General features: G+C 41.9%; 18 protein-coding genes. 12 read left to right on the top strand and 6 right to left on the bottom strand.

All coding sequences use genetic code 11. The annotated features are described in order from the left end of the window. Positions 1 to 2: 2 nt before the first annotated feature. Positions 3 to 5378, bottom strand: coding sequence for an alpha-2-macroglobulin family protein (locus tag WG954_RS05020; protein WP_340434232.1), 5376 nt, complete (start codon positions 5376 to 5378; stop codon positions 3 to 5). Positions 5379 to 5570: 192 nt separating this feature from the next. Between WG954_RS05020 and pbpC the strand changes: the two genes are divergently transcribed. Both pbpC and ric read left to right on the top strand, forming a co-directional pair. Continuing rightward, positions 5571 to 7886 (top strand): penicillin-binding protein 1C, encoded by a 2316-nt coding sequence (gene pbpC / locus WG954_RS05015; protein ID WP_340434230.1) that lies wholly within the window; start codon positions 5571 to 5573, stop codon positions 7884 to 7886. A 115-nt stretch (positions 7887 to 8001) separates the two neighbouring features. Further along, positions 8002 to 8739 (top strand): iron-sulfur cluster repair di-iron protein, encoded by a 738-nt coding sequence (ric, locus tag WG954_RS05010; RefSeq protein ID WP_340434228.1) that lies wholly within the window; start codon positions 8002 to 8004, stop codon positions 8737 to 8739. A 48-nt stretch (positions 8740 to 8787) separates the two neighbouring features. On the opposite strand, the gene WG954_RS05005 is transcribed toward ric, so the two are convergent. Both WG954_RS05005 and WG954_RS05000 read right to left on the bottom strand, forming a co-directional pair. Continuing rightward, the gene (locus WG954_RS05005; RefSeq protein WP_340434226.1) at positions 8788 to 9333 is read right to left on the bottom strand and encodes a DUF8685 domain-containing protein; all 546 of its coding nucleotides are present in this window, start codon (positions 9331 to 9333) and stop codon (positions 8788 to 8790) included. An 82-nt stretch (positions 9334 to 9415) separates the two neighbouring features. Further along, entirely contained in the window at positions 9416 to 10255 is an 840-nt protein-coding gene (locus WG954_RS05000; RefSeq protein WP_340434225.1) for a class I SAM-dependent methyltransferase, read from the bottom strand. A gap of 86 nt (positions 10256 to 10341) precedes the next feature. Here WG954_RS05000 and WG954_RS04995 point away from each other — a divergent pair, with 86 nt between their 5' ends. Continuing rightward, positions 10342 to 11088, top strand: a complete 747-nt coding sequence (locus WG954_RS04995) for an FkbM family methyltransferase (RefSeq protein WP_340434224.1) — start codon at positions 10342 to 10344, stop codon at positions 11086 to 11088. 150 nt (positions 11089 to 11238) lie between these two features. Here WG954_RS04995 and WG954_RS04990 read toward each other — a convergent pair whose 3' ends face one another. Both WG954_RS04990 and purN read right to left on the bottom strand, forming a co-directional pair. After that, entirely contained in the window at positions 11239 to 11976 is a 738-nt protein-coding gene (locus tag WG954_RS04990) for a hypothetical protein (RefSeq protein ID WP_340434222.1), read from the bottom strand. Between the two features lie 64 nt (positions 11977 to 12040). Beyond that, positions 12041 to 12604, bottom strand: a complete 564-nt coding sequence (gene purN / locus WG954_RS04985) for a phosphoribosylglycinamide formyltransferase (protein ID WP_340434220.1) — start codon at positions 12602 to 12604, stop codon at positions 12041 to 12043. A 137-nt stretch (positions 12605 to 12741) separates the two neighbouring features. Here purN and WG954_RS04980 point away from each other — a divergent pair, with 137 nt between their 5' ends. After that, entirely contained in the window at positions 12742 to 13668 is a 927-nt protein-coding gene (locus tag WG954_RS04980; protein ID WP_340434218.1) for a tetratricopeptide repeat protein, read from the top strand. 62 nt (positions 13669 to 13730) lie between these two features. Here the strand turns inward: WG954_RS04980 and WG954_RS04975 are convergent, their stop codons facing one another. Continuing rightward, a complete protein-coding gene (locus WG954_RS04975) occupies positions 13731 to 14021 on the bottom strand; it encodes a DUF6787 family protein (RefSeq protein ID WP_340434216.1) in 291 nt (96 codons plus the stop codon). 244 nt (positions 14022 to 14265) lie between these two features. Between WG954_RS04975 and WG954_RS04970 the strand changes: the two genes are divergently transcribed. From WG954_RS04970 to WG954_RS04935, 8 genes are all read left to right on the top strand, one after another. Then, positions 14266 to 15507 carry a c-type cytochrome gene (locus WG954_RS04970; RefSeq protein WP_340434214.1) on the top strand — a complete coding sequence of 414 codons (1242 nt, stop codon included), beginning with the start codon at positions 14266 to 14268 and terminating at the stop codon, positions 15505 to 15507. An 85-nt stretch (positions 15508 to 15592) separates the two neighbouring features. After that, positions 15593 to 18742 carry a TAT-variant-translocated molybdopterin oxidoreductase gene (locus WG954_RS04965; RefSeq protein ID WP_340434212.1) on the top strand — a complete coding sequence of 1050 codons (3150 nt, stop codon included), beginning with the start codon at positions 15593 to 15595 and terminating at the stop codon, positions 18740 to 18742. Between the two features lie 141 nt (positions 18743 to 18883). Beyond that, positions 18884 to 20326 carry an NrfD/PsrC family molybdoenzyme membrane anchor subunit gene (gene nrfD / locus WG954_RS04960; RefSeq protein ID WP_340434210.1) on the top strand — a complete coding sequence of 481 codons (1443 nt, stop codon included), beginning with the start codon at positions 18884 to 18886 and terminating at the stop codon, positions 20324 to 20326. Positions 20327 to 20359: 33 nt separating this feature from the next. Then, the gene (locus WG954_RS04955) at positions 20360 to 20950 is read left to right on the top strand and encodes a DUF3341 domain-containing protein (RefSeq protein WP_340434209.1); all 591 of its coding nucleotides are present in this window, start codon (positions 20360 to 20362) and stop codon (positions 20948 to 20950) included. Positions 20951 to 20960: 10 nt separating this feature from the next. Beyond that, the gene (locus WG954_RS04950; protein WP_340434207.1) at positions 20961 to 21626 is read left to right on the top strand and encodes a c-type cytochrome; all 666 of its coding nucleotides are present in this window, start codon (positions 20961 to 20963) and stop codon (positions 21624 to 21626) included. A 38-nt stretch (positions 21627 to 21664) separates the two neighbouring features. Beyond that, positions 21665 to 22942, top strand: coding sequence for a quinol:cytochrome C oxidoreductase (locus WG954_RS04945; RefSeq protein ID WP_340434205.1), 1278 nt, complete (start codon positions 21665 to 21667; stop codon positions 22940 to 22942). A gap of 52 nt (positions 22943 to 22994) precedes the next feature. Next, on the top strand, positions 22995 to 24098 hold the full coding sequence (locus WG954_RS04940; RefSeq protein ID WP_340434203.1) for a cytochrome c oxidase subunit II: 1104 nt from the start codon (positions 22995 to 22997) through the stop codon (positions 24096 to 24098). Between the two features lie 35 nt (positions 24099 to 24133). Then, positions 24134 to 25948, top strand: a complete 1815-nt coding sequence (locus WG954_RS04935) for a cytochrome c oxidase subunit I (protein WP_340434201.1) — start codon at positions 24134 to 24136, stop codon at positions 25946 to 25948. Positions 25949 to 25981 lie beyond the last annotated feature (33 nt).

Genomic DNA, 25981 nt, shown 5'->3' with positions numbered 1-25981 from the left:
TATTACTGTATCACTTTTACAACACCAGCTCCATGATAAGAATGATATTCGCCATTGTACATTGCATCGGCACTAACAGGTCCCATGCGATAATTACCAGGTGATACTGCACGCACTGCATAATAATAACTTTGTCTTCCACTATTGAGATCAACAAAGAAATGAATACGATCATCACGCACATCCAATGCAGTTGGGTTCGATGCATCTTTGATCCAATCCATACCCGGCAATTCTTTGGTACGTGGATTTTCAATTTCAAAACCTGCGGGTAACAGATCAGTGATGACCACATTCTCAACTAAAGTGGAGAAACTTTTCTCAATGGTTATTTTCACAACGATGAGATCGTTTTGCTTAAACGTATTTCCTGTAATCGGCTGACCATAGCGGTTATAAAACTGCCGACGCACTTTCAGGTAACTGTCTTCTTCTTTATAATCACCTGTTGCACTTACACCTTCGGCAACCCAGTAATAATATAAACGTCCACTGCCTTTTGTCGCCACCTGTATGTTAGAAGAACCCAATTGCTTTGCATTCAATTTCAGATCTGTTCCGTTGAGTTTGCCTACTGTTTTACCATTGGCTATAACATCCGCAGTAACATTACTCTTGCCTGCATTGCGGGCAAGTTTACCCAATGCTAAAAAGCCGAATGCACGTTCCTGTGTACTTAACCAACGACGTTCTTTTAAGAATTGTGATACATGTCTTGCCATCAACGGTATTTGTGCATTACCCGGATCAACATCCATCAAGGTGTTGAGTGCAATAGCTTCATCACGTACATCACTGTAAAAACTTCCTCCTGTTTGCGGTAAACTTATTTCTCCACTGAAGGAAGATGGCAACATTGCCGCATAACTTTTCTTATCTCCACTCAATGCATACGCAGCAGATAATAAGTAACGACTATCAAGTGCGAGCATATTTTGATTGGCTTTGTAATAATTCATCACACTGATCTGTGCTCGGTTGCCCAATGCCAGCACATATAAACTATACGCTACTTCCTTTGGTGCAATTTTCTTTTTCTGTGTGCGGTTATAATAATAGTCGATGGTTTCTTTTGTTTTTAAACGTGTGATGAGATAACCCATCATTGTTTCAACCAAACTATTATCAACATCGTAACCGGCTTTGCGTGCTTCCAGTAAAAAGTGTGCTGCATAAATGGTACTCCACCAATGAACAGTGCCTTCATCATCCCACAACGTAACAGCACCATTGTACAACTGCCGCATTTTTATTTTGCGGATCGCTTCATTGATGTTGGCAACTGAAGTTGCAGATGCACCTTTATTTGGTTTGAGTTGATCTGCCAGATCAGCAAAATACAATTGCGGAAACGCAGCCGATATGGTTTGTTCTGTACAACCGTATGGATACTGCACAAGATATTTCAACTGATCACCTAATTCCAACGCAGGTGATTTACTGATGATAAGTTGATAATCGGCGCTGCCCTGCATAAAACGATTGACAGGTATATTGATGCTTTGTGTTGCGCCGGCATTGATACTGCCGCTGCCACTTTCTTTTTGTAAGGTTGATGGCGGACGAACTGTTATCTGTGTTTCATCAAAAAATGTTTCGCCCATTGCTTTTACTTCAATACGTATGCGACCTGAGTCGATACGTTGTTGTGCCACTACCTGGAACACTGCCCTGCTTTCTGCATTGGCAGGTAAAGGTGCTTGTTGATTACTTACACCAACAACCTGCAACGGTCCGCTTACATTAATTTTTACACTGGCACTGCTTGCATTTTTTGTGGTGTTGCTCAATGTAACAGGAACAAGTACGGTATCACCCGGACTTAAAAAGCGTGGTAAGCCTGCACTGATAACAACAGGATCGGCCACCGTCATATTTTCTTCATCGGCACCAAACTGTTCGTTCTTATAAGCAACAGCCATCAAACGAATTTCACCGCTGAACTGTGTCACATCGAATTCAAATTCTGCTTCACCACTGCCATTTGCTTTTTGCACACCACTCCAGTAGCTTACAATTTTGATGCGTTTGTTCGGCATCGGGTTGTTACGTTTTTCCATATCACTACCATCACCACCGGTACTGCTGAGGCGTGCACGCAATTCAGGAAACAATAACGGATACAGATCAAATGCATTTACACCCAGTTCTTTCTTTTGATAGAAATAATTGTAAGGATCAGGTGTTTTCATATTGCTCACCTGCAACACACCATTATCAACTGCAGCCAATGTAACATAACTACCCGGTGCTGCTTTTACTTTTACTTTCTGATGTGTGCGACTGCGTGTTGATTTGTTGGCTGTGATCTGCACATCGATCTTGCGACTCTTCTCATCTACTTTCAAGGATTGAAAACCATGCGCTACCGTTAAAGGAATATCACCTGTTGTATGTGGTTTAATGAGTGTTGCTGTTACAAACACATTTGGTAAATGCTCTGCTGCAATGGAAAGATCAATTGAAGCTGAACGGTTTTCGACATTGATGTATTGATATGATACCACATGATCTGTTTCAAACGTTACCAACATACGACCGCTGAAAGGTGTTTTGAATAAGAGCTTTGCTTTTTCACCTGTTGCATATTCCTTCTTGTCGGTTTCAATATCAATTTGTCCTTCGGTGTTTACTTCAAACGAACTGTTGTTGCCACCCCAACTGCCATAACTGTAAAAGCTTCTGCTCACATAAGTATCAGCATTCGGCGCATAAATGCGTATTTCATAATCGCCGGGTTGGCGGGGAACAAATACATAATTGGTATTCTCGCCCATGATGGTTACCACATCTTCCTTCATCACTTTATCTTCTTTCTGCGATTCGTAACGGAAGTAATCACCACTCTTGCTTAACACTGTTCTGTATTCATGTTTGATCACCTGCACACGAGACATTGCGTTTACTACTTTTTCATCTTTGTTCAAAGCGATCAACGGAAACTTAATGCTTTGATTGAGCGGATAATAATAGTAACCGTCATAACCCAAACCATAAAACACTTTTTGTGTAAACACATCGGCCTTGGTGAGTTTACTTACCGGTCGACCGGTTTCATCAAACACTGTTGTATAAATATCAACCTGTAACAAACCCAGATTGTTATAAAGTGCAGGAACACTCACGCCTTCAGTTGCGTTACCGTTTGCATCGGTTGTTCCTTCTTTTACCACTTTGTCGAAGAACGAAGATTGATTGCTTAACGAGAATGTATAGCGATCGTACTTATCTGGTGAGAAATATGCCTGCTTGAATTGTATTTCTGTTTCGTATTTACGATTGGCGGCAGGTGGCCCGAAAAAGTTAGTTGCATTGATACGCAATGAAGCAGAATCACCAACGGTTAAAAATTCTTTGCTGAGTAATGCCGCCACTTTAATACGATCGGGTACAAACTCTTCGATGCTGAATGATTTACTGCTGAGCAATACATCGTTGCCTGAATATAATTCGAGTTGATAACTGCCGGTGATGGCAGCAACAGGCAAGTCGATACTTACTTCAGCAGAACCTTGTTCGTTCAGCATTTTACGGAAGCTTTTCATTTCCTTACCGTTCGGCATAATGAACTTGAGTTTTACGGGTAGTTCACCGGGAGTTTTCCAATCATTGGTACGCAACACAATGTTGGCGTTCACTCTTTCACCCGGACGGTAAATATCACGCTCTGCATATATGAAGGCATCCATACCGGTTGTGCTCCATGCTTTACCACCTACATCGAAACGACTTGTATTTACTTTCGTATTAAAAAAAGGTAAGTAGTTGAAATCGTCAGCCGTTTTTGCGATCACCATGGCCGGTTTAAAACCGCTGTATTCTTTTCTTGCGTATGCAACTTCTGCTACACCATCATTATTGGTTGTTCCTGTGCCGAGTAGTTGATTGTTGCTGCCATACACCGTTACATTCACTCCGCTTAACGATGCTGCTGATTTAATGGAATTGGCAAACACCAGCATTTTCTCTTTGCCTTCTTTGGCAATCAAACCAATATCGCTGAGTGAGACAAAACGTTGGTTTTTGATCCAGTAGGTTTCGGTTGATTGTATTACTATATGATATATGCCATTGAAATCTTTCACACGGTCAGCAATATTGAAATTGAACAAGCGACTGCCGCCGAGCTTTGGTAAGCTGCGGGTATCAATTTCTTTTTCATAGATCACATCACCCAGTGTTGCATCGCCACCTTCTTCATCGTAATAATAATCGTCTTCACTGTTTTTTGGATAGTAACCATATTTATGTGCAGCGAGCAGGTTGTTCTCATACACTTTAGAAATGATCACTTTCACCTTTGGCACATTGCTGATCCTGATCTCGATATTCTTATTGCCCTGCGAAGAAAGATAAACAGCTTTGCTGTTGCCGAATGCAATATCCGGTTCCAGTTCGCCAAAGGCAACTGTTTCCTTGTAATCTTCTTTCAAGGTACCGCCGAGTTTACCACGCAGACCTTTCGTTAATAAGAGTTCATAGGTTTTGCTTACATCAAACGCATCACCTGTAATAATAAAACCATCATCTTCTACTTCCACGTCATACTTTACGCCGGGGTTGAGTTTGATGTATTGATTCAACACATCGGCAACCACCTGTTGCGAGGTAAATACCTTTACCGTAGCAGACAAACCATCATGTCTTGCTTCCATATTGGTAACAGTTAAGGTATACGGCGACGGAATCGTAAATTTTTCTTCGATGGCTTCTTTCGTTGCATTCTTTCCGCCATCGGGCACCAAACCTTTATCAAGTGTTACGGTTGTATTGTAATCACGGTCTTCCGTTTTTACATTCAACAGCCGGATTGAAACCTTGCGGTCGTTGTTGATGGTCTGCACACTGTAATCTTTCTCCTGCTCATCCAGTTTCACTTTCAGCTTTTCTTTTAACGCAGCAGGCGTAACGATATAATTGAAATAAAGATCAACCTGCGGAATGGCTTTGTTGGTTGCATCATCCAATACCCAGGTGATGTTGGAGTTTTCCAGTTTCAGTTCAGGTGTAAAAAACTCCAGCGGTTCATCAACCGATACCTTGTTGTATTTGGTGAAAGCCAGCACTTCATTATTAATGCTTGCTTTGTAAGAAGTAGCAGGTGAAAGCGGAGCTGATGGAGAAAAGATCAACTCATCGCCATGCTCCCAGCGGAATCGTCCGCTGATCTTTGGTTCAAACTCCACATATGGAATCGAATCCCAACGGTTGAGCAATGAATCGGGCACCAGGTTTTTATTAAACCGGAACACAAGATTTTGTAATTGCTGAATTTCGCCTTTGGCATTACTCTCGGTTAGTTTTACGGCATTACGGTTACAGGAAATAAAAAGAATGACTGCTACTGTTACAAACAGCAGGTGCAGGCGGTTGCGCATAAAGGTTAAAGTTGAAAGACGTTTGAAGTGGAGATAATTTGAAGTTGAATTTAATACAACATTCATCATATTTCCAAGTGTTATTTATTAAAGATTTGTAAATGCTTGTGAAAAACTTCGCAACAGCAACTCAACACTATTGAAACTGTTTATTTACATCCTACATTTATAACAGGTAACGCTACCGCAAATATGAAGCTACCAAAACCGTCGTGGAAAAAAATCTTTCGAAGAACAGGCATTGCTGTACTTGGCTTCATCGTTTTGTTTTTTATCATTCATATTCTTTTTCCATTGCCCGATAAGATCGAATACTCTACCATTATAACGGATGATAAAGGCGAAGTGATCCACGCTTTTCTTACCAACAACGAACAGTGGCGCATGAAAACCGAGCTGGACGAAATTTCTCCATTGCTGCGGAAGACGATTGTGCAGAAAGAAGACAAGTTTTTCTATCGTCACTTCGGGATCAATCCGATTGCTGTTGGCCGTGCGTTTGTGATGAATGTATTTACCGGCCGGCGAACATCCGGCGCCAGCACTATTACCATGCAGGTAGCGAAAGCATTGGAGCCGAAGAAACGTAACATCGGAAACAAATTCATTGAAATGTTCCGGGCTTTACAACTGGAACTGAAATACAGCAAAGACGAGATCCTGCAACTCTACCTCAACCTCGTTCCGTACGGTGGCAATATTGAAGGTGTAAAGTCGGCTTCTATTTTATACTTCGGTAAAAATCCTGATCATTTATCATTGGCTGAGATCACCGCTTTATCCATTATACCCAACCGGCCGTCATCATTAGTGATTGGTAAGAACAATGAGGAGATCGTAAAACAACGCAACAAATGGCTCAACCGTTTTGCAAAAGAAAAGGTGTTCACCAAAAAGGAAATTGAAGATGCACTGGCCGAGCCATTAACAGCAAAGCGTGGTGTGGTGCCAAAGCTTGCTCCGCATCTTGCCTACAAACTCAAACAAAGTGGCGGCCCCATTATTAAAACCAACCTGCAACTAAACACACAATACAAAACAGAAAAACTGCTGCAGGATTATGTGCGTACACTTAGGTTGAGTAAGATCCGCAATGCTGCCGTCATAATCATCGATAACGAAACGCACAAAGTGATTACCTATGTTGGTAGCGGCGATTTTACTGATACAACTGATGGCGGACAGGTAAACGGTGCAGCGGCAGTTCGTCAGCCGGGCAGTACGTTAAAGCCATTGCTTTATGGTTTGTGTTTTGATGAAGGCTTACTCACTCCCAAGAAAATGATGAACGATGTGCCTGTGAATTACGCTGGCTATTCACCGGAGAACTATGATAAAAATTTCAACGGTCCGGTTACTGTGGAATATGCGTTGGAACATTCGCTCAACATACCATCTGTAAAAGCATTGAATATACTGGGAAAGGATAAGATGATCCAGCAACTCAGCAGCATCGGGTTTAAACAAATTCAATCAAAGCAAAAAGCATTGGGTTTGAGTTTGATCCTGGGCGGTTGCGGCGCCACGCTTGAACAACTAACGGGTATGTACAGTTGTTTTGCAACAGAAGGAATGTATTACCGTCCGTTGTTTGTGCAGCACGATGGAGGTTCAAAACCCCAACGAATTTTATCGGCCGATGCGACTTATATGGTCACCGATATTCTCAGCCGCATCAACCGACCCGACTTTCCATTGCATTGGGATGCAACGGCACACTTGCCCAAGATTGCCTGGAAAACCGGCACATCATACGGACGAAGAGATGCATGGAGTATTGGATACAATAAAAAATATACAGTAGGCGTGTGGGTCGGTAATTTTTCGGGAGAAGGAAATGCAGAACTGAGCGGTGCACATACAGCCACACCATTGTTGTTCCGCATTTTTAATACACTCGATTACGATGCCGACCGTGCATGGTTTACGCCGCCGAAAGAACTGGAGCAACGGAAGATATGCAGCGAAACAGGGTTGCCGCCATCGGCACATTGTACCAATCTTGTGTTGGATTATTTTGTTCCTGGTATTTCATCAACACAAACCTGTAACAACTTCGAAGAGATCGCTGTGAGTGCCGATGAAAAGATCAGCTATTGCAAAAGCTGTGAACCCGAAACGGGTTTCAAACGAAAAGGCTATAAACTCATTGCAGCCGAAGTGCAGAACTGGATGCAGGGAAATGGCTTAGCAGTTGAAGTAATTCCGCCACATAATCCGCAATGCGAAAAAATATTTGCATCGGGTGCGCCGCAGATCAAATCACCGGTGAACGGCAGCGAATATCTCATCAGTAAAAAAAATCCTGAGCCCTTACAACTCGTTTGTGAAACGGGTAACGATGTGAGCCGTGTGTATTGGTATATCAATAATCAATTCTACAAAACAACCGATGCAGGCAGCAAACAGTTCTTTCTGCCAACCGAAGGCAACATTAAAATTTCCTGCACCGATGATAAAGGCCGCAACAGGGATATCAAGATCATGGTGAAATATGTTGATCTGTAAGCCTGAACCCCTGATCTGTGCTTGTAATCTTACCGTCATAGTTTTTATTTATGATTTGCCTCATAATGCTTGTTTTTGAACGGCAGTAGTTTCGTTGCAACAAATTCTATCAATCATGAATGCAACAAACGAGAGAACAGTAGCCGAACTGGTAACAGAAGATTACCGCACGGCCGATGTATTTAAAAAATTCGGAATCGACTTTTGCTGTGGTGGTAAAGTAACAGTGGAAGAGATCTGCGTAAAAAAGAATATCTCTTACGAACAGTTAACGGAAGAACTGAGCCGCATTGGTCAGTCAACTCCATCAACAGATACAAATTTCAAAGAGTGGCCGTTGGATAAACTGGCGAATTATATTGTGGAGAAACATCATGGCTATGTAACGAATAACCTCGAACTCATCCGTCAGTATGCAAACAAAGTGGCATTGGTACATGGTGCTCATCGTCCGGAAACAAAAGCCATTGCACGTTTGTATAATGAAGTGGCCGATGAACTGGCGCATCATCTCGAAAAAGAAGAGATCATTTTATTTCCTTATGTAAACCAACTCGCAGCCGCCAAACGAAACAACGTAAAAATTCAGGCGCCACATTTCGGCACGGTGAAAAATCCGATCACGATGATGGAAGCTGAACATGAATTTGCTGGCGATCATTTTCACGAAATTGCTACGCTCAGCGATCAGTACACAGCACCACCGGAAGCCTGTAACACATATCGTGTGTTGTATGCTAAATTGAAAGAGTTTGAAGACGATCTGCACACGCATATTCACCTGGAGAATAATATTCTTTTTCCGAAAGCGAAAACACTGGAGCAGGAAGTAATTGCACAAGTGCATTTGTAATAACATCACATGAGAAAAACAAGGCCGCAATACTGCGGCCTTTCTGTTTTAATCTTCTTTACTGCTTTTTTCACCCACAAACCACTGTTCTTTGTTTTTGAACAATACATTGAACGTAGTGAGTGAACCGTAGCAACGTGTAATGTATTGCTGGATGTTTACTTTCTCTTCGTCGCTTAGGGTTTTGTTACTGTTGATGTTTTGTTCCAGTACACGCAAGCGATCACGCAGCATCACAATTTTGTGAAAGAAATCTTCCACGGGAATTTCTTTTGGCTTGAGTGATTTGTCTTTGGGTTGCAGGAGCATGGTGCCGCCTTCCCATTTTTCGCCGAGTGGCACCACTTCGCTCACGCCATTCCACAAACGTAAAATTTTCAACAGCGATCTTTCCACTTCGCTGTGCGTTTCAATTTCTTCAGTTACATTTTCAGGGATGATCTCATCTAGGTGTGTATCGGTCTTGTCAATTTCTTTTACACCGCTGTGGATGAATGAAATTAAATAGGTGGCATAACGGATGCCAACGATTACACCGGGACCGTGTTGTGTATGTTGCAGGCGTGTGCCAATGCCGAGGTTTGTTTGTTCCATGTTCGAAAATTTTGGAAGAGCAAAGTACAACTGAAAGCGGAATAATTATTAAGCTGTTTGTTCTAACTGGATTTATAAACACTTATTTCACCTTCAACCAAAACGAACCACCGTGCTTCTCCACGCCCGGTAACTCTTTCCACAATGGTTCTAAAATTGTTTTCAGTTCTGCATCTTCACTCATATAAAAATTTGCTGCAAGAATTTCGTAGCGATCAGAATTACTCAATAGCATTGTAGCCAGCATGTATTGTTCGGCATAAAAACGATCGCACATGTTTTGCGGGTAATCATAAGGCATATAAATATCATGCACCTGTACAACAACCCCTTTCTTCAAGCGTGGCAGTACTTCCATAAAAAACCATTGCACATCGCTGTTGGCATGTAACAGATGCGAACCATCAAAGAACAATACATCATTTGCTTCCAGGTTTGCAAACAAAGAAAGTGGTGCCTGTTGCAAAGGAACATTTAACCATTCATCAGCAACAGCGGTTATTTCTTTTCTTGGATAAGGATCAATACAGGTGATAGAAAATGAAAGTTGCTGTTCGGTTTTTGTTTTGGCTGCAAGTTTGGTGCTTGTGCCACTGCCGATTTCGATATAACGTTTTGGTTTCAGTTGAGTGAGTAATGTGTACAGCATCACTATATCAAGTCCCGGAAAAAAACCATTTTTCCAAGAGGCAACCTTATGATCTGTTGTTTCGTTTATTGGAATAGAAGTGAATTGCTGTTGATAGAGTAATGCTGTTTTGAGTAATTGTGTATAGTTGGTGTTATTTAAAGCGATCTGTTTATACAAAAGATCATGAGGTTTTTGTTTGTGGTATACAGGCGCTGGCACTATTTCATAATCGAGCAGCGCCAGTTTTGCCGGGCGAAAAATAGCATTGTATATTTTTTTCAGCTGACGCATTGTTGAATTTAGGGCAAAGTAAATCTTTCTCTGTAAAAGAGGTTAACTTGCTGGCTCGGATCAATGAAGAAAACCTTTAGAATTTTATGACCCCGTTTTTCAATACCGGCATCTTACTTCGGTTGAAACGTTTGGTAAAGAAACTGCCTGTTGTTATTACAAGAAATCAACAGTACGACAGCCAGACCAAACAGATCATTCGCAAAGTATGTAATGCACACAGCAACACGGTTGATGTGGGCACGCATAACGGTGATTTGCTTGATGTGTTGTTGCAACAATCTCCATACGGTACGCATTTTGGCTTTGAACCTTTGCCGGGTCTTTATGAATCACTTCGTGCCAAGTACCGGCAACAGAAAAATATTGTGTTATTCGATGTGGCTTTGAGTGAAGCAAACGGTAACAGTAGTTTCAATCATGTTACCAGTAACCCTTCTTACAGCGGTATTAAAAAACGGAACTACGACCGTACAAACGAAACTGATGAAACGATTGAAGTAAAAACAGCCAGGCTTGATGATGTTTTGTTACAGGAAAACATAAAGATCGACTTTATGAAGATCGATGTGGAAGGAGCCGAGTTAGGCGTTTTAAAAGGAGCCGCACAATTGATCAAACGTGACAGGCCAGTGATCGTATTCGAATGTGGGTTGGGCGGCACAGATGTGTATGATACAACTCCTGCAGAACTGTTTACCTTCTTTGCTGAGTATGGCTATACCATTTCGCTGTTAAAGAATTATTTGAAGGAAGAGCAAGCTCTCAACAAAACTTTATTTGAAGAACAGTATTACCAAAAACTGAATTATTATTTTGTGGCGTTTCCTTGAAAAGGCATAGATAAATAATGAGAGTGCGTCATGCCGACGAAAGAGGCATCTCTACACAAGTACACTGATTAATGCAATCGTACTGATAAAGTAATACACATCGTTTTAGTAGAGACCGCTCTTGCCTCTGGGTGACGGCATCATCAGGAATTACAACCCTCTCTCTTTCTGAAAAGCTTTTGCTGCTGTTTGAATATATTGATAGAGTTCAATATCTAATACTTGCGTAAGAATATCATACTCGGGGCGGTAACGTTGCAGAAACTCATCAAGCGCCGGTCCTTCTTTCAGTGTGGTTAAACGGAGTACAATGGTTTTATTAAAACGGTAATCGATATAGCGGTTCTGTTCTTCTCGGATCAATCGTTCCTGGAAACGGGCCATACTTCTGTTGCGACGGAAACGGAATACATTGATCAATGCATCAAGATCAATACCTGCACTCATGCCTGCTTCAGGATTAGAGCCCGAGAAACGAACGCCGCCTTTATCGAAGTTGAAAACTTTATCGTACTGCACACGGTTATCAATGGAATCCTGTTTTCGGTTCTTACCGTACACAATAATTTCTTTCAGCTGTTTGTAACGCCCGGGCACATGCATCTGTATGGAAATATCAAACGCTGAATAATCTCTAATAGAAGCAACGGAAAATTTTTGCGTTGGCCGGTTGCTGAAGAAAAAGAAAACAGAATCTTTTGCGCCCACATAAATGGAATAGTTTCCGGCACTATCAGTAAAGCTCATGGTACCACAGGTACAGATCACCTGCACACTCATCACCACATTACGCTTGGTACTATCGTAAACCGTGCCCGACAATTGTATTTGGGCGGCACCGGTTTTTGCGAACAGGAAGACAATGATATAAAGGGCAAGTTTTTTCAAAACTGTTGCAATGTTAATCGCTAAAACTGAAAAAAGCTGTAGTTGTAATTATTTTAGGAAGCTTTTACGAAACCAGCTGCTCAATCACTTTTGCATAATGCTTGTGTTCGAGTTCATGAATACGTGCAGCTAATGATTCTGGCGTGTCATCTTTCTTTACTTCACACTTTGCCTGGAAAATGATCTTTCCATGATCATACACTTCATCAACCAGGTGAATAGTGATGCCGCTTTCGGTTTCTTTGTTAGCTATCACAGCTTCATGTACAAAATTTCCGTACATGCCTTTGCCGCCATACTTCGGTAATAAAGCAGGATGTATGTTAACGATCTTCTCAGGATAGGCATGAATGAGTGCATCGGGAATCTTCCATAAGAAACCCGCCAACACAATAAACTTAATGTCATCAACCCTAAATTCATCAACATAAGCGTTACCCCGAAAAAACTGCTCCTTATCTAAGATTAAGGTAGGAATGCCATGCTCATCGGCAATATTTAATACACCTGCATTAGGTTTATTGCAAACTATCAGTTCAACCCGTATTTTTGGGTGCCGGGAAAAGTGCTCAATAATTTTACGGGCATTGCTCCCGGCGCCGGAAGCGAAAATGGCGATACTTGTCATCTGATTATTTATTATTGCCCGCCCGGATGAATCGGTCGGACGGGTTTATCGACGAGATGTTACCGTACAACTGATTCGTTCTGTTTTGAGAACGAATGTGCCCGGTTTCATTTCGTGCAAAATTGTAACTTTCTCTAATGCAAAAGCTGTTTCTTTTTTGTACCCTGGTGATTTCTTTTCATGTACTGCATGCACAATACAGTATATGTAATGGCAAAAGCTATGCTGCTCCTGTTTTTTCTGATTCGGCTCTGCTGAAACTGAATGCCAGTCTGCAGACAGCAAAGAAAAATTATGAGACCGACAGCAGCAATGCCGATAATATTATATGGTATGGACGACGATTGGCCTATCTCGCCCGTTACGATGAAGCTATAAGAAGCTTCAGCAAAGGGATTGCCCTTCACCCCACCGACGCAAGAATGTACCGGCACCGTGGGCATCGTTATCTCACAACACGTTGTTATGATAAAGCCATAGCCGATTTTGAAAAAGCCGGTGAGCTCATCAAAGGGAAGAAGGATGAGATTGAGCCCGACGGTATACCCAATTCAAAGAACACGCCCACCAGCAGTCTGCAATCGAACATCTGGTATCACCTCGGACTGGCTTATTATTTAAAGAAGGATTATGCGAAAGCCGAGGAAGCTTATAAGAAATGCCTGAAAGTTTCCGACAACCCTGATATGTACGTGGCTACAGCCAACTGGTATTATATTACGTTATGGAAGCTGGAAAAGGTGGCCAAAGCGAATGCATTGCTCAAAAAGATCCACAAGAAAACGAAGCTGATTGAAAACACAGATTACCAAACCATCTTAGTAATATATAAAGGAGAACAAAACCCGGCTGAGATCAGAACCAAATTTTTGGATGATACCAGCCCGCTTTCAAATGCTACGATCGGTTTTGGGCTGGGTAACTATTACCTGAGTATTGGTCATGCAGCTGAGGGTGTTGATCTTCTTCGAAGAGTTACTGAAGGACCGCAATGGGCAAGTTTTGGCTACATGGCTGCTGAAGCGATGCTCGGAGAATTACAACGACCCCATTTTTCTTTCTGAACTTTTTATAAAGCTCATCAAAAAATTTGGCTTGTTATGCTGAGCAAAAGTCCCTCGGGGATTTAGGGGGCTTTCTTCAGCAACCCCATCCGTTGACCCATCTTCTTTAAATAACCGGTAAAGAACCGGAATTGTCCAAAAGGAATACTGATCAATAATACCATCAACGGCCAAATGAGTGTGATGATTATAATATATACAGGAATATAGAGCCAGGGAGCTTCGATGCCGAAAAGCGGCATGATGCGTTTGCCTAAAAATCCTGTTAGGCTACCACCAACGGCAAAAGTGCATAAGATGAGGGCCAGTTGAAGTGGGCCAACCTTCCATTTATTACGCAGCTTTTCAAACATCTCACAAAAATCGGGGAAAACTTTGTTTCACCACATCACACATTATAAAAAACATGGCACTACAAAGTCATTCAGTTTTTTCAGGATGAATTGAAAGGTTATGAACGCAGCAATTTGTTCATTCTCAAGTCACAACTAAGTAAAATTTTTTTTGAAACTGTGGATATTATGTCAGTATCCTCCCCTATTTTTGCAGCCTGTATAACAGGATATTCTTCCTAATCACAATCGGTTCCAGAACGTTATGAATCAACCAAAATTACTACTCCGAAAGTCGGTCACGCTCTGTCTGGTCTTTGTTTCATTATTGATTACTGAAAAGTTGTTTGCGCAGGATGGGAAAGCTTTGTTCCAGGCCAATTGTGCAAGCTGCCATGCAGTTGATAAGAAATTGACCGGCCCTGCACTTGCAGGTGTTGAGGGACGTGGTCCTTGGAGTGATCGTAAGAAATTATATGCATGGATTCACAATCCGGCAGGTTTTGCTAAAACAGAACCATATGCTGCAAACCTCATTAAAGAGTTTGGAGGTGTGTTGATGACTGGATTTCCTGGTTTAGCAGACGCTGAAATCGATGCGATCATTACTTATATCAATACCGCTAAACCAGCTCCAGGCCCAACCCCTGGAGCAACTACTGCTGATGCACCGGCTGAAGATAATTCTCTACTCTTTGGTATTCTTGCGTTGGTATTAGCCATTGTTACCCTCATCTTATTACAGATCAACAGCAACCTGAAAAAATTAACTGATGAGAAAGAAGGTGTTGTACGTGGTGAGCCGATTCCTTTCTGGAGAAATAAGGCTTATATGTCAACATTGACCATCCTCTTCTTTATTGTTGCAGGTTACTTCTTTGCACAGGGTGCAATTGGTTTGGGTCGCCAGACAAATTATCAACCTGAACAACCAATTTATTATTCGCATAAAGTACACGCAGGCATTAACCAGGTAAACTGTTTGTATTGCCACGGTAGTGCAATGGAAGGCAAACATGCAAACATTCCAAGTGTGAATGTGTGTATGAACTGTCACATGGCTATTAACGAATACAAAGGCGAAAAGATCGTTCGTGAAGATGGTTCAGAAGTAAACGGTACAGCAGAAATTCAGAAGTTATATAAATATGCAGGATGGGATCCTGCCGCTAATAAATACACTGGTGAAGGCAAACCAATCGAGTGGATCAAGATCCATAGCCTGCCCGACCATGTATACTTCAATCACTCACAGCACACAAAAGCAGGAGGCGTACAATGTCAAACCTGTCATGGTGAAATTCAGAACATGGGTGAAGTTTATCAGTTCAGCAATTTGAGCATGGGCTGGTGTATCAACTGTCACCGTGAAACAAATGTGAAGTTTCAGGACAATGGCTTTTACAGCATGTACGAGAAATTCCACAACGATATCAAGAACGGCAAAATGGATAGTGTAACCGTTGAAAAGATCGGTGGTACTGAATGTCAAAAATGTCACTATTAATATTTGAAGATCTGCTTGCGCTGTTTAATTGATCAGCACATTCAAATTCTCAAATCCTCTAATTTTCAAATTCGCTAATTAGCATATGAGCAAGAAAAAATATTGGCAAAGTTTCGGAGAGCTGAACAACACGAAGGCATACATCAACGATGCGGAGAACGAGTTTAAGGAAGATCTCCCGTTTGAGATGGATGATAACGGAGCCAAAACGCCACGCCGTGATTTCTTAAAGTATCTCGGTTTCAGCACTGCTGCCGCTACATTGGCTGCCAGTTGTGAAATTCCCGTAAAAAAGGCCATTCCTTTTCTTAACAAACCTGCTGATATTGTTCCCGGTGTTGCGAATTATTATGCAACTACGTTTATACAGGATGGTGATGTGGTGCCGGTATTAGCGAAAGTAAGAGACGGTCGTCCTATTAAACTGGAAGGAAACGAAATGGGTTTCACCAAAGGCGGTACTTCACAACGTGTGCAGGCTTCTGTACTTAGTTTGTACGACACTGCCCGTGTACGTTACCCAATGGAAAAAACAGGCGATGGTTTTAAAGAAGCTCCAACATACGAAGCAGTAGACAAGAAAATTGCCGCTGCTTTGGCAACTGTAGGAGGCAAACAAATTGTATTATTAAGTTCTACATTGAATTCTCCTTCTGTTGCTGCAGTAATTGAAGAGTTCAAAGCAAAATATCCCACGTTCAAGCATGTTACTTACGATGCTGTTTCTTACAGCGGTATGTTGCAGGCAAACGAAGCCTCATTTGGACAGCGTGCAATTCCTTCTTATCATTTCGACCAGGCAAAAGTGATCGTAAGCTTTGGCGCCGATTTCCTTGGTACATGGTTGAGTCCTGTTGAATTTGCTAAGCAATATGCTACAGGTCGTAAGATCGATGAGAAGAACCCAACCATGAGCCGTCACTTCCAGTTTGAAGCGATGTACAGCATGACAGGTGCAAGTGCCGATGAGCGTTACACACACAAACCAAGTGAACTTGGTGCGGTGTTATTAAACTTATATGCAAAAGTTGGAGGCGCTGTTACAGCTCCGGCTATTACTGATAAACGTTTGGCTGCTGGTATTGATGCTGCTGCAAAAGAATTATTGGCTGCAGGTGGTAACGCCTTAGTGGTAAGCCGCAGCAATAATGTAAATGCGCAGATACTTGTAAATGCCATCAATGCACAAATTGGTGCATTAGGCAAAACAGTCAACTTCGGTACACCGGTTAACTACCGCAAGGGTGTTGATGCTGATATGGAACAACTGATTGCTGATATGAATGCCGGCAATGTGGGTGCTGTATTGGTACTCGGTGCAAACCCAGTTTATACTTACAACGACACAAAGAAATTTGTAGCTGCATGGAAGAAAGTTGCGCTCACCGTTTCATTCAACGAACGTGAAGATGAAACAACTGCTGAATGTAAATATGTTCTTCCTGATCATCATTATTTAGAAAGTTGGGGCGATGCTGAAGCCAAAGCTGGTTACCTCTCTTTCATTCAACCTACAATTCATCCGTTATTTAAAACAAGAGCTTTTGCAACTTCATTATTGAAATGGAGTGGCAGCACTGTTGCGGATTACGAAACATATTTCAAGAATTACTGGATCACAAAGCTTGGTTCTCAAACTGCTTTCGACAAAGCATTGCAGGATGGTGTAATTGAACCGGCTGCTCCTGTTGTTGCTGGTGCTTCATTTAACAGTGCTGCGTTAACTGATGCAGTTGCTAAACTCAGTGCCGCTAAAAAAACAGGCAAGCATGAACTGGTGATCTATCAGAAAGTAAGTATTGGTGATGGTAAAATGGCCAACAACCCATGGTTGCAGGAAATGCCTGATCCAATTACACGTGCGTGCTGGGATAACTATGCGATCCTTTCTGAAACGATCGCTAAAGAATTAGGTTATGTAGCTGATGATGATTTTGAAGTAAATCCTCCAAAGCCTGTAATAAAAATTACTGTTGCCGGAAGAGAACCAATTGAACTTCCAATACTCATCATCCCTGGTATGAATGCAAGTACTATTGCCATTGCAACCGGTTATGGTCGCAGTGAAAAAGTGGGACGTGCAGCAAAGGGTGTTGGTAAAAACATTTATCCGTTTGCAACCTTTAACGGACAGACATATGATTACGCTGCTTTCGAAGTAACAATCGAAAAGACAGATAAGATGTATGACATTGCCCAGATGCAAACTCATAGCTATTATGGCAATCGTATTGAAGTAGTAAAGGAAACAAGTCTTGCGGTATTCAAAAAAGATCCGAAGCATTTCATCAACGAGCGTATGGCCGAATTGAAAGATTACGGTGGTACAGAAGGGTTGGAAGAGCAGGGAACCATGTACCCGGTTTATGATAAGCCAGGTATTAAATGGGGAATGAGTTTAGACTTGAACTTGTGTAATGGTTGCGGTGCCTGCGTAGTTGCTTGTAGTGCAGAAAACAACGTTTCTGTTGTTGGTAAGAATCAGGTTGCGAAATATCATGACATGCATTGGTTACGTATCGACCGTTATTTCAGCGGTGATAGGGAAAACCCGGATGTTGTGTTCCAACCTATGCTTTGTCAACACTGTGATAACGCTCCTTGTGAGAACGTTTGTCCGGTAGCAGCAACCAACCACAGCAGCGAAGGTTTGAACCAGATGACGTATAACCGTTGTATCGGTACAAGGTATTGTGCCAACAACTGTCCTTATAAAGTTCGTCGCTTTAACTGGCACGACTGGAATGGTGCTGACAGCTTTAAAGACAACCAGCAACCATTGATCGATTACGGACGCATTAACGAAGTAACATTGGATATGAACGATGATCTGACACGTATGGTGTTGAATCCTGATGTTACTGTTCGTAGCCGTGGTGTAATTGAAAAATGTTCTTTCTGTGTACAACGTTTACAGGAAGCTAAATTAACAGCGAAGAAAGACAGCCGTCCAATGGTTGACAGCGACATCAAGACTGCATGTCAGCAGGCTTGTCCTACAAACGCTATTGTGTTTGGTAACGTGAATGATAAAGAAAGTGCGATCCGTAAAGTGCGTACAACTGAAGCGGCTAACCGTACTTATTATGTACTGGAACAATTACACGTATTGCCAAACGTAAGTTACATGGCGAAACTGCGTAACACCGACCGTAAGGTTGGTAACGAAGAAGAGGGCGGACACGGTGAAGCGCATTCAGAAGCAAAAGAAGCAGCAACGCCTGCAGCACATTAATATCTGCTGTTACTGCTAAATAGAATTGAACTAAGTTGAAGAGTGCGACGCAACAGAAGACGAACAAAGAATCTGGAGCTAAGTACAAAACATAAAACCAAAGCTTACTGCGAAAGCTGAAAGCTAAAAGCGAAAACAAGTATGTCATTATTAAGGTACGAATCACAGGTTAGGGAACCATTGGTTGATGGTCACAAAACCTACCACGATGTTACAGAGGATATTTGTAAGCCGGTGGAAGCTGCTCCCACACGTTTGTGGTGGATCGGTTTCATTATTTCGGTGGCCCTCCTGTTGTTTGGTGTAGTGAGCCTTTACAAAGAGGTGGTGTACGGTACAGGTATGTGGAACCTCAATAAAACCATCGGATGGGGTTGGGATATCACCAACTTCGTATGGTGGGTAGGTATTGGTCACGCCGGTACGTTGATCTCTGCGATCTTGTTGCTCTTCCGCCAAGGATGGAGAACAGGTGTAAACCGTGCGGCAGAAGCCATGACCATCTTTGCGGTTATTTGTGCGGGCCAGTTCCCGATCTGGCACATGGGTCGTGTATGGATGGCCTTCTTTGTAATGCCTTATCCTAACACACGTGGTCCTTTATGGGTGAACTTCAACTCACCGTTGTTATGGGACGTATTTGCGATCTCTACTTACTTTACTGTATCTCTCTTATTCTGGTATAGTGGCTTGATTCCTGATCTTGCTACGCTTCGTGACCGTGCAAAAAAGAAATGGGCAAAAGCATTTTATGGTGTTGCTTCTTTCGGATGGACAGGTTCAACCAAGCACTGGCAGCGTCATGAAAGTTTATCATTGGTGTTAGCAGGTTTGAGTACACCACTTGTATTGTCAGTACACACAATCGTATCTTTTGACTTTGCCACATCAGTTATTCCTGGCTGGCATACAACCATCTTCCCTCCATATTTCGTTGCGGGTGCCATCTTCTCCGGTTTTGCCATGGTGCAAACCCTGATGTTGGTTACACGTAAGATCATGAATCTGGAAGATTATATCACCATCAGCCACATTGAAAACATGAACAAGGTTATTGTTTTGACCGGTTCTATTGTGGGCTGTGCTTACTTAACTGAGTTGTTCATGGCATGGTATAGTGCTGTGAAGTACGAACAGGATATCTTCTTTAAATATCGTATTGCCGGTCCTTATGGATGGAGCTACTGGTTGATGATGACCTGTAACGTAATTACTCCGCAGTTGTTCTGGGTGAAGAAACTCCGCCGCAACATCGCCTTTACGTTCTTAATGAGTATTGTGGTGAACATCGGTATGTGGTTCGAGCGTTTTGTGATCATCGTATCATCGCTCTACCGTGATTATCTGCCTTCTTCATGGTCAGTTTATTATCGTCCTACAATTTGGGAAGTTGGTTTCTACCTCGGTTCATTTGGTTTGTTCTTTACCTGTTACTTCCTTTTCTCCAAATACTTCCCAGTAATTGCCATTGCTGAGATCAAACATATTCTCAAGAAAAATGGTGAAAGCTACAAGGAACAAATGGATCCAATTGAAGCACAATCAGTGGAAGAATTTGCACACGAACAGGTGCATGCACATTAATTGAATAAAACGGAAAGCTAAAAGCTAAAAAATATGTCTGTAAAAAAATTCGTAGTTGGCTGTTTTGATGATGAAAAAACGCTGTTCCCTGCGGTAAAAAATACACGCAAGGCAGGTTACAAGATTCATGATGTGTACACACCCTTCCCGATCCATGGTTTAGATCATGCAATGGGTTTGCGTGATACCAGCTTACACACTGCCGGTTTTATTTATGCTATGACAGGTACAACAACTGCCTTAACATTTATGAGCTGGGTGTTCACCAAAGACTGGCCAATGAATATTGGTGGTAAACCACACTTGCCTTTACCTGCATTCATTCCAATTGTGTTTGAATTAACGGTATTGTGTGCTGCCGTAGGTATGGTGTTAACGTTCTGCTACCTGTGTCAGCTGGCGCCGTTTGTACGGAAAGATCATTTCCACCTTCGTGCAACAGATGATCTGTTTGTAATGCCAATTGAGATCACTGAAAAAACAAATATTGAAGAAGTAAAAGCGTTCTTTCAGAGTGCAGGTGCAGTAGAAATTTTTGAGAAAGAAGCAGAAACCGGCTGGTGGCTTGGTCGTTACGACAAAACAAGAAAAGCATTTGAAAAAGAAGAAATCGTTACAGCATAAACATATTGAAATGCGTTCAACACAGATTGTTACAATTGGATTGGTTACAGTAGTATTGGCAGCAGCCTGCAACAACGGCCCACGCCGTGATACAGGAAGAATCTATATGCCCGATATGGCCTACAGCCGTGCAGTAGAAACGTATGCTGATCACAGCCATTTAAAAGATGCTAACATTTACTACGATGCAACACCTGTTGCAGGTACGGTAAAACGTGGCGATGTTGCCTATTTCCCATTGGCAATTGACAAGGCAGGCGACACTGCTAATTATGTTGCATCAAAGCAAATACAAAACCCCTTACCAAAGCTGAACGATAAAGAGATTATTGAAGCAGCAAGACTGTATAAAATCAACTGTGGTATTTGTCATGGTGAAAAATTAGATGGCAATGGTCCTTTGTATAAAGGTGGTGATGGTCCATATCCTGCAAAACCTGCTACATTGGTTGGTGATGCGAAGTATGAAAACATGCCGGAAGGTCAGATGATGTATTCAGTAACCTATGGTAAAAACCTGATGGGTAGTTATGCATCTCAGCTTAGCACAAAACAACGCTGGATGATCATTCGCTACATTAAACAAATGCAACCGGGCGGTGCAACTATCTCAGCTCCTGCTGCAGATACAACAACTGCTGCTCCTGTTGCAGATACAACCAAGGCGTCGAAATAAGAATTACCAAACTAACATTCAACTATAAACGAAGTTCAATGGCACTGAAAGAACAATTTGAAATACCGGGCGGATTAAAAAAATGGAGCTATGCATTGATGGGTGTGGGTGTGTTAACACTCATACTGGGCATTATATTTCTGCATCCATTCTCCGGTGGTCATGGTGAAGAACATGGAGCTGAAGCATATGGTGCAACCAAATTCTGGATGGCATTAATGCAAAACAGTATCTATTGGTTATTGGTAGTGGCAGCGAGCTTCTTCTTTGTAGCTGCTACCACACTTGCACAGGCAGGTTTTCCATTGGTATTCCGTCGTGTACCTGAAGCTATCTCGGGTGGTTTGAATGTGTTAGGCCCAATTACACTCGTTATTCTGTTGGCTTATGTTTGGATCTCTGATGATCATCATATCTATCATTGGAAAGATTCTGCACATCTCGATGAAAAATTAAAAGCGAAAAGCGGATTCTTAAATCCTGTTTTTTATACAGTGTTGTCAGTTGCAGCAGTTGGTCTGTGGATCTGGTTCCGCAACTGGTTCCGTAAAAATTCATTGGCTGAAGATCTTGCAGGGCAAGGTGATCGTTCTTTCTATTGGAAGTCGTTAAAAATTGCCGCTGCATTTCTAGTTACTTATGGCTTAACTGTATTGAGTACATTGCCATGGATGTGGTTGATGAGTATTGATGCGCATTGGTACAGCACCATGTACAGCTGGTACACCTTTGCAAGCTCATGGGTTGCAGGTTTATCATTGATGATGTTGTTTGTGGTGTACCTGAAAAATCACGGTTACCTCGAATTTGTGAACGAAGAGCATATCCACGATATTGGTAAGTTCATGTTTGCATTCTCTATCTTCTGGACTTATCTGTGGTTCTCACAGTTCATGTTGATCTGGTACAGTAACCAACCTGAAGAAACTGAATACTTTATTGACCGTTTAGGTTTTGGCGGTAAAGGCGATGGTCCGTTCAGAGCAATGTTCTTGCTTAATCTGATCATCAACTTCCTTGCACCATTGCTCATTCTGATGCGTCGTGGTTCAAAACGTAACTATACAGTAGTAACATTAATGTCAGTGATCATCATCTTCGGTCACTGGTTAGATTTCTACCAAATGGTTACACCTGGTCCGTTGAAAGAATTAGGTAAAGATTCAAACCCAATCAGTCATTTTGTGTACAGTTTGGGTGTGAGTGCAGGGTTCCTTGGGTTAGTGATTTACCTCACGGCAAAACATTTAACAAAAGCACCGTTATTACCGAAGAATCATCCGTTGGTGAAAGAAAGTATTATTCACCATACCTGATGATTGAACAAAGAAAAAAGAATTGACGAACTATAAATAATTTGCGCAAGCTATGACTACTACAACATATCTGATCATTGCAGCCGCCCTCCTGGTGTTCATTGTTATCTTCCAGATTGCGAAGGCCAGCGAGTATGTGAGTGTACTAAAAGGTGAAGAAACTTCACGCAAACAAAACAACCGTATCAACGGCTTTATGCTGCTTGGTTTTATGATTGTAGGTTTCATTGGTGTATACTACTGCAATAAATTGTTGTATAAAACAACATTGTTCCCACAGGGTTCTGCATCAGTTGAAGGTGAAAAGATCGATGAGATGTTCATGATCACAACTGCAGTTACCGGATTGGTATTCGTGATAACACAATTCCTGTTGTTCTACTTCGCATGGAAATACCAGGAGAAAGAAGGCCGTAAAGCATTCTTCTTCCCGCATAATAATAAGTTGGAATTGATCTGGACAGTTGTACCGGCTATCTTCTTAACAGTGTTGGTTGTGTTTGGTTTGCGTTTCTGGTTCCGCATTACATCTGATGCTCCTAAGGGTGCATTGGAAGTAGAAATTGTTGGTAAGCAATTTGGCTGGATGATGCGCTACCCGGGTAAAGACAAACAATTCGGTAAAACATATTTTAAAGTGATCAGTGATGAAAACAGTAATCCGTTCGGACAGATCTGGGAAGACAATGCTGATCTTAAACTGAAAGCTGATCCTACAAACTTTGATGATGTGGTAACCACACAAACCATGTACATCGTAAAAGGCCGCCCGGTGAAATTGATCATAGGCAGCCGTGATGTAATTCACGATGTTGGTTTGAATCATTTCCGTTTAAAGATGGATGCTGTACCGGGTATTCCAACCACACTTTGGTTTACACCAAAATACACTACCAAAGAAATGAGAGAGCGCACAGGCAATCAGAATTTTGCTTTTGAAATTTCCTGCGATCAGATGTGTGGTAACGGGCACTACTCTATGAAAGGTATTATTGAAGTAGTTACACAGGAAGAATTTGATATCTGGATGGCGAAGCAAAAGCCAAATTATTATGCGGCTTTTCCGGACAAAGATCCGGCGGTTGTTAAGCCTGCTGCTGATTCTACAGTAGCTGTACCCGCTGCAGTTAAGACCACTGTAGCAATGAATAAATAATTGTATAGTCAATAGAACTGAATAAAAAAGAGATTATGAGTAACGAGACATCACACGTACACACTTCAGTAGTAAGCGTTCCGCATGAAACGCATGATGAAGTGCATCATGGTCATCACCATGAAACGTTTTTGACGAAGTATGTATTCAGCCAGGATCATAAAACAATTGCAAAACAGTTTTTGATCACCGGTATGTTCTGGGCTTTGCTGGGTGGTTTGTTCTCGGTTATTTTCCGTTTACAACTTGGCTACCCTGACGCAAAATTCCCCTGGATGGAAACACTCCTCGGCGAATGGGCAAAAGGTGGTCAACTACAGGCAGAAGCATACTATGCATTAGTTACCATGCACGGAACGGTGTTGGTGTTCTTTGTATTAACTGCCGGTTTGAGTGGTACGTTCTCTAACTTCCTTATTCCTTTACAGGTTGGTGCAAGAGACATGGCATCACCATTCTTAAATATGCTTTCATACTGGTTCTTCTTTACTGCCAGTATCATCATGTTGTCTTCTTTGTTTGTACAAACTGGACCTTTCAGTGGTGGTTGGACTGCTTATCCTCCATTGAGTGCATTGGGTGAAGCATCACCCGGTTCAAAAGTGGGGATGGATCTATGGCTTGTGTCGATGGCATTGTTCGTGGTATCATCATTACTCGGTGGTTTGAACTATATCGCAACTGTGTTGAACATGCGTACAAAAGGTATGAGCATGACAAGGTTGCCACTTACTATCTGGGCATTCTTCTTTACCGCAGTATTGGGTGTATTATCATTCCCTGTATTGTTCTCTGGTTTTATCTTATTGATCTTTGATCGTCACTTTGGAACAAGTTTCTATTTAAGTGATATCTATATAAATGGACAAGCCTTACCGAATGAAGGTGGTAGTGCAATTCTCTATCAACACTTGTTCTGGTTCTTAGGTCACCCAGAAGTATACATCATCCTTTTACCGGCGATGGGTATGGCATCAGAAATTTTATCAGTGAACAGCCGTAAACCAATCTTTGGTTACATGGCGATGATTGGTTCGTTGTTCGCCATCACAATCCTTGCGTTCCTCGTTTGGGCTCACCATATGTTTGTAACGGGTTTGAACCCGTTCCTCGGTGCGTTCTTCGTGTTGTTAACGTTATTGATTGCGGTACCAAGCGCCATCAAAGTGTTTAACTGGTTAACGACTATCTGGAGAGGTAATATCCGCTTCACACCAGCTATGCTTTTTGCATTGGGTTTTGTGAGCTTATTTATTTCAGGTGGTTTAACAGGTATATTCCTTGGTAACTCAGCATTGGATATTCACCTGCATGATACGTATTTCGTAATTGCTCACTTCCATATTGTAATGGGTGTGGCAAGTATGTTCGGAATGTTTGCAGGTATCTATCATTGGTATCCTAAAATGTATGGCCGTTATCTCAACAACACACTCGGCTATATTCACTTCTGGGTAACAATGATCGGCGCATACCTCATCTTCTGGCCAATGCACTATCAAGGTTTGGCGGGTGTGCCACGCCGTTACTATAAGTTCGATATTTGGGAATCATTCAAGCATTATGATGGGTTGAATAAATTCATCAGTATCGTTGCCATCATTGTATTCCTTGTGCAAATACTGTTCATCTTTAACTTCTTCTACAGCATCTGGAAAGGAAGAAAAGTAACAACACAAAATCCTTGGGGTGCAAATACATTAGAGTGGACCACACCAATCAATCCGGGCCATGGTAACTGGGCTGGTGAAATCCCTGAAGTACACCGTTGGGCATACGACTATGGTAAGGATGGGAAAGATTTCATCCCGCAAACCACACCGGTTAGCGCCGATGAAAGCAAGCATTAATTGACAGACACAAATGTGTCATTATGATAAAAC

The sequence above is a fragment of the Lacibacter sp. H375 genome (genome assembly GCF_037892425.1).
In the GTDB taxonomy this organism is placed as follows: Bacteria; Bacteroidota; Bacteroidia; order Chitinophagales; family Chitinophagaceae; genus Lacibacter.
This window is presented reverse-complemented; position numbering and strand designations above follow the sequence as displayed.

Bases quoted from the DNA above. Each gene is read 5' to 3' on its own strand.
- WG954_RS05020 (WP_340434232.1), bottom strand. From the start codon at position 5,378: ATGCGCAACCGCCTGCACCTGCTGTTTGTAACAGTAGCAGTCATTCTT.
- pbpC (WP_340434230.1), top strand. From the start codon at position 5,571: ATGAAGCTACCAAAACCGTCGTGGAAAAAAATCTTTCGAAGAACAGGC.
- ric (WP_340434228.1), top strand. From the start codon at position 8,002: ATGAATGCAACAAACGAGAGAACAGTAGCCGAACTGGTAACAGAAGAT.
- WG954_RS05005 (WP_340434226.1), bottom strand. From the start codon at position 9,333: ATGGAACAAACAAACCTCGGCATTGGCACACGCCTGCAACATACACAA.
- WG954_RS05000 (WP_340434225.1), bottom strand. From the start codon at position 10,255: ATGCGTCAGCTGAAAAAAATATACAATGCTATTTTTCGCCCGGCAAAA.
- WG954_RS04995 (WP_340434224.1), top strand. From the start codon at position 10,342: ATGACCCCGTTTTTCAATACCGGCATCTTACTTCGGTTGAAACGTTTG.
- purN (WP_340434220.1), bottom strand. From the start codon at position 12,604: ATGACAAGTATCGCCATTTTCGCTTCCGGCGCCGGGAGCAATGCCCGT.
- WG954_RS04980 (WP_340434218.1), top strand. From the start codon at position 12,742: ATGCAAAAGCTGTTTCTTTTTTGTACCCTGGTGATTTCTTTTCATGTA.
- WG954_RS04975 (WP_340434216.1), bottom strand. From the start codon at position 14,021: ATGTTTGAAAAGCTGCGTAATAAATGGAAGGTTGGCCCACTTCAACTG.
- WG954_RS04970 (WP_340434214.1), top strand. From the start codon at position 14,266: ATGAATCAACCAAAATTACTACTCCGAAAGTCGGTCACGCTCTGTCTG.
- WG954_RS04965 (WP_340434212.1), top strand. From the start codon at position 15,593: ATGAGCAAGAAAAAATATTGGCAAAGTTTCGGAGAGCTGAACAACACG.
- nrfD (WP_340434210.1), top strand. From the start codon at position 18,884: ATGTCATTATTAAGGTACGAATCACAGGTTAGGGAACCATTGGTTGAT.
- WG954_RS04955 (WP_340434209.1), top strand. From the start codon at position 20,360: ATGTCTGTAAAAAAATTCGTAGTTGGCTGTTTTGATGATGAAAAAACG.
- WG954_RS04950 (WP_340434207.1), top strand. From the start codon at position 20,961: ATGCGTTCAACACAGATTGTTACAATTGGATTGGTTACAGTAGTATTG.
- WG954_RS04945 (WP_340434205.1), top strand. From the start codon at position 21,665: ATGGCACTGAAAGAACAATTTGAAATACCGGGCGGATTAAAAAAATGG.
- WG954_RS04940 (WP_340434203.1), top strand. From the start codon at position 22,995: ATGACTACTACAACATATCTGATCATTGCAGCCGCCCTCCTGGTGTTC.
- WG954_RS04935 (WP_340434201.1), top strand. From the start codon at position 24,134: ATGAGTAACGAGACATCACACGTACACACTTCAGTAGTAAGCGTTCCG.